The following is a 4,666-nucleotide window of genomic DNA, read 5'->3' on the forward strand; positions in this document are numbered from 1 at the left end:
AGGGCAGTCTGCGAGAGCAAGCTTCAGGGGGTCAGAATTGGACGCCGATCCCCCGCCTCAGGGGGTCAAAGTTGCACGCCGAAACACACACCCCAGCCCGGGCGAACAGGCGCTGTTCCAGCACCGCGTCGCTGACCCCGGGGCCAAGCGGCCAGGTTAGGCCGGCGGCGGTTGCCCGGGCGAGGTTGTCCTGCACGGTCGAGCGGGCCACGCCCAGCGTTCGTCCGATCTCGCGCGAACTCACCCCATCGTGGGCGAGCCGCAGCATCTGTTTGATTTGTCGCATGGTCAGCTGTCTCCTGGCCGGCATCCCGCTCTCCTCGTGCTCGAGGACTGGGATGCCGCGGTTGCTGACCCGCGGGGATGCGCCGTGGCCGATGCCGGCTACCGAGTGGCCGGCTTCATCTCGGAACGCTGGCCGACATCAAATCGGAACGCTGGCCGGCTTCGCCTCGGAACCGGTGGCCGACTTCAATCGGAATCCGCATTCCAGGCGGTAGGCGAAGCAGAGGCCACCTTCGAAGCGGCTCTCGAGGTGCTCGTGTCCACGATGCCGGGGTGAGCCGTCCGGCCGCTTCGGGCGCCTCGCGCCCGCCCCGACCGTTACGCTGGCCATGTGGGATGGTCTTCTCGACCTCCGCACATTCCTGGTCCGTCTGAACCGGTACACCAGCACCCGCAGGTCCTCCGGGGCATGCTGTCGCCTGACAACGGGGAACGCCACGCTGCCGGCATGCTGTCCGCTGGGCCGTAGAGGGCGGCGTTCCGGAGTGAGCTAGATCAACACTGTCCCACGCCGCCATGACACTCTCGTTGGTCCAGTCGGACCGGGGAAGGCACGCCCCCAATCAGTTTGCCTTGGGCCGGTCCGCGCAAGCCACCATGCCCGCGGGGTCCCATGGCGGGCTGTCGCCCGAAGGTGCGGCGGCCAGGCCGGCTGGAAGCCGAGCCGCCAAATCAGCCTAAAGCATCTCAACAACGTTGAGCAGCACCCCGAGGAACAAGAGCATCGCACCAATAATGATGACGGCTGGTGCATCCAGCGGGTCCCGATCCTTCTGCAGACTGTCAACACCCTTAGATATCTTGTGTGTGATAATCCGGGTCACTGGGCGAGGCCTTACTGCGGCATCAAGAGAGGCGAGCAGAAACCCAAAAGCTTCATGCTTAACCGGGCTGCCGCTGGCTCCGGTTCGGGTGTTTCCACTCTGCTCTCTTTCAGACGACTGGGAGTCTACTAACAAACCATGCAGCATCCGGTGAGCACCGCCGGGGATGGACTCGGTTTGTTTTCGCTCAGGGTAAACGGGGGGGGCGGCCCTCACCCGCCGGCCCTCACCCAAGGAGGCCACACAATCACACCCACTTCGCGGTTTTCGACACGTACGAGCGAGGGCCCGTAATGTACGTGGCGGCCGGGCTCGCTGTGCGGGTGGAGCCCGGCCGCCAGCTACAGCAACCGGCCCGGTCGAGGTCACGGACGGTCAACCGGCTGCTGCCTTCGCCCACTCGAACCTGCGACGACGAGAGCGGGCGGTCTCGGAATTCGGGGCGACGGCCCGGAGGTCTCATCCCGGAGCACCGGGCCGCCGCCATGCCGCGTCGGGTGTTCAGCGCGGCAGGTGAGAGCGTGGTTTGGGATGGTTAACGAAGTCCTACCGACAGCAGAATGCCCGGTGGGGATCGCCGTCCCACCGGGCGTTCTCTTTCCCGACCAATCCATCTCACCACTGCCCGACCAACCAGGGTCAGCATCGCGAATTCAAGCGGTGGGCTCAGGTAGACGTTAAACAGAGTGAGATTGTGGCCCGGTGCCCCGCACCGCTCTGCACCGCGCTTATCCCGTGCCTCTCCGCTCTGCTGCACCACACATCCCGCTCTACCTCGACCTGAGCGAGCTTGGCTCTCAGGGTCTGAACTTCGGCATGTGGCTCGCCGGCATCGACCGCCAGTCCGATACATTGCTATTGTGCTTCGGCGAGCTGAAGCCGCAACTCCCGCCGGGCATCCCGCTAGATCATTCGCCTCAGCGGCTGATCATCTGCACCCGCGCGGGAGCGGCATCGGACATGGACAGGACGGGAGCGATTTGGCTCCAGGCGACCAGAATGGCGCCTGCAGCAATGATCCGGAGGATGTTCAGCATGACCCGGGGCCTCGTCGCATCTGCTGACAGCCGTTCATGAGATAAACCTGTACAGCTCAGCAGTTGCGAGAAGGTTGCGGCGCCGGCGGTCGAACCCGCTGAGATCGAGGGCGCGGCCCGCGGTATGGACGCCGCATGAGCCGATCCGTCCGCCAGCCCGCACCGCCCCAGGAGACCCTATCGAGCCCGCTGTGTGGGCCGTAGTGGCCCTCCTGAGGGCCCTGAAGGCTACAAGAGGCTCCGGGCTTGCCGCGGATCGCCTACCGGGCCGGTATCCGCCGTCAGGGAGGCGCCCTGGCCGAGACTGCGGGGCCGGACGCGCTCCGCCTCGTCCTCGACCTGGTGCGGGCGCTCGACCCCGCCAGGGCCGAGGCTTGAGGAGCGATCGTCACCCAAGCATGGGCCGAGTTGCCCGGTCGGGCGGGGACCAAGCTCTACGAGCACTCGTCTCCGAGTGACCCCGGTCGGCAGCACTTCGTCAACCATTCTGCGGCAGGCTGACCGCAGCCGAGCCGATGACCCCATCGTGCTCGGCTATGGCGGCCCGACATCAACCCGTTCGCAGAGTCTGTCAGGCCGCCGCCTCTGGGATTTCGAGACCACTCACCCGCGTTGCGTATCGGAGTTGGCGGAGGCGCGGCCGGGCTGATCCTGACCTGTCGGCCCGGCCGACGCACAGCGTACCGCGGAACAGGGCGCTCAACCCTCCGTTCATGCCTTTACGACAGCGTTCCCGCGTTCGAGGTTGGATGAGCACGTTCACGGTCACGATCCAGACCCCGGCCGGCCCGCTCTCGGTCGGACGCGAAACCGCCGAAGCGGCGGTTGAGAGCGGGCGCGTGCTGGAGCGCGAGGGCATCGGCGAGGTTTTCATCACGCCGCCGGGTGGGGAGCCGATGCGGCTGGCGGACTTCTCGACTTCGCTCGCGGCCGATCAGCCGAACTGGGATCCGGCCTGATGGCTCGGCCGCTGCGTCCAGACGCGCAAACGCCCGGCGGAGGGTTAGGACCTTGCCCGGGTTACTGTCCTGAGGCCCCGTCTTCGCCTCTACACGGGACGTCAGCGCCCTTCTGCAGGTTGCGGAGCTTCTCACCTCTGGACCTGCTGAGGCTGTCTATGGGGCTGCTCTTGGTCTCCAGGGCCTATCCCTCGCCGAGGCGGCCGATCCTGGAGTCCTGCACCGATCCTCGACCGGATCTGCACTCCCGATCCCGGCAAGGCCGACGCCGCGCGTCCGCCCTCACCGATGTCAGCCGTACTCCTGGCACCAGCATGTCCATGTGACCTCGAGGTGCGGTGTGAAGGTCTCACGGGTGACTTTGTAGCCGACGCCGTTGAACCATTTGCCGGTGCCGAGGTGAGGCACATCAGCCTTCGTGACGACCCCGCCATCGTGGGTCGTCTCAGTGCCGTCGCGGTGCGTCAGTACGTACAGGATGCGGTTTGTCCGCTTGTGCTCAGTGCCCGCTACTTCGTCATTCGACATTGCGCGGCCCTCTCGACAGCGCTCGGTGCCGGCTGGCTCCTCATCGCCGGATCGAAAGTAGCTGTCCCCCAGAGGCAGGTCAAAGTCCGGCGGCTTGGTCCGAGGGACGGAGCTCACCGTCTCTCCGAACGATGTCAGCGGACGCGTCGGCCATCCTCGGGAACGGCTGAAAGGTCGACATTATAGCCTTTCGCAGCGAGAGCCTCGAGAACGAGGTACTTCACGGTCACGCGTCGGTTCAGGGCTTCCTGCCGGAGAGCGGTCCACACCTCATCTGGAACCTCAAACTTCAGAGCAGTCCCCTTGGTAGGAGCAATAGGGTATTTGGGTACTTGGGCCTTTGGGGGTTGCGGCTCACGAGATGGTGCCTGCTCACGGACCTCGGGTGCGGTTGAAGCCCTGGTAAAACCCAGGTCTCCTGCCGCTGCCGCGAGCTGCTCCGCCTCCGCAGGGCTCGTGAGAGGACGGGGCCGTGGAGCAGGCTGGAAAGTCGCCTTTGTGATGATGGTCACGCCGCCTGCTGCTGAGTGGGGAATACCGCGAGAAGCTCGTCCAGGACACCCGCGACCTCCTGCTTGGCCTTTGGGTCTCCGTCAGGATGGGCGGGCGTTGCGCCGGTAAAGTGGATGGACTGGTAGGCGGCGCGCTGGATGACCTCGGTCTGGGCGTGTCGCAAACGTTCAACGACCGAAAAAATCGTCTCCCAACAGCGCGTCACGATGCCTGCTCACCGCCAGCTCACCCTCCTTCGACAACGTCGGTGAATCGGATTGACGGGCCCGGTATCGCCTCATCGGACCGGAGTGCGCCCATGCCGGGAGCATAATCTTCTACGCCAAAAATTTTTGCGACACGCCCTGGGCGAGCACGGTCCTCATGAATGGGACGCGGGCACCGGGGACTGTCAGGAATTTCGTGTGGGGCGGCCATAGTGAACCCGAAGGAGGTTCCCGATGGCACGACGCAAAGCGCCCCGCATCCCTGATGCGATCTTGGACCAGTTGCTGGCCGGCGCCGATCCCAAGACGGCGTT

At 65.4% G+C, this 4,666-nt stretch carries 5 protein-coding genes; 2 read left to right on the forward strand and 3 right to left on the reverse strand.

The window, feature by feature from the left end; translation table 11 throughout:
* Positions 1–31: 31 nt before the first annotated feature.
* Positions 32–310 (reverse strand): helix-turn-helix domain-containing protein, encoded by a 279-nt coding sequence (locus MET2598_RS0118310; protein ID WP_018261854.1) that lies wholly within the window; start codon positions 308–310, stop codon positions 32–34.
* A gap of 2,082 nt (positions 311–2,392) precedes the next feature.
* On the opposite strand from MET2598_RS0118310, the gene MET2598_RS43425 reads away from it, so the two are divergent.
* A complete protein-coding gene (locus tag MET2598_RS43425) occupies positions 2,393–2,524 on the forward strand; it encodes a hypothetical protein (protein ID WP_018261856.1) in 132 nt (43 codons plus the stop codon).
* 371 nt (positions 2,525–2,895) lie between these two features.
* Positions 2,896–3,105 (forward strand): hypothetical protein, encoded by a 210-nt coding sequence (locus MET2598_RS0118325; protein WP_018261857.1) that lies wholly within the window; start codon positions 2,896–2,898, stop codon positions 3,103–3,105.
* Between the two features lie 291 nt (positions 3,106–3,396).
* Here the strand turns inward: MET2598_RS0118325 and MET2598_RS0118330 are convergent, their stop codons facing one another.
* Together MET2598_RS0118330 and MET2598_RS0118335 are read right to left on the reverse strand one after the other, a co-directional pair.
* Positions 3,397–3,633: a hypothetical protein gene (locus tag MET2598_RS0118330; RefSeq protein ID WP_012331753.1), complete on the reverse strand. Its 237-nt coding sequence runs from the start codon at positions 3,631–3,633 to the stop codon at positions 3,397–3,399.
* Positions 3,634–4,141: 508 nt separating this feature from the next.
* Entirely contained in the window at positions 4,142–4,351 is a 210-nt protein-coding gene (locus MET2598_RS0118335) for a hypothetical protein (RefSeq protein WP_018261858.1), read from the reverse strand.
* Between the last annotated feature and the right edge of the window lie 315 nt (positions 4,352–4,666).

The sequence above is a fragment of the Methylobacterium sp. WSM2598 genome (assembly GCF_000379105.1).
Lineage (GTDB): Bacteria > Pseudomonadota > Alphaproteobacteria > Rhizobiales > Beijerinckiaceae > Methylobacterium.

Coding starts and splice junctions, on each gene's coding strand:
- MET2598_RS0118310 (WP_018261854.1), bottom strand. CDS start 310: ATGCCGGCCAGGAGACAGCTGACCATGCGACAAATCAAACAGATGCTG.
- MET2598_RS0118330 (WP_012331753.1), bottom strand. CDS start 3,633: ATGTCGAATGACGAAGTAGCGGGCACTGAGCACAAGCGGACAAACCGC.
- MET2598_RS0118325 (WP_018261857.1), top strand. CDS start 2,896: ATGAGCACGTTCACGGTCACGATCCAGACCCCGGCCGGCCCGCTCTCG.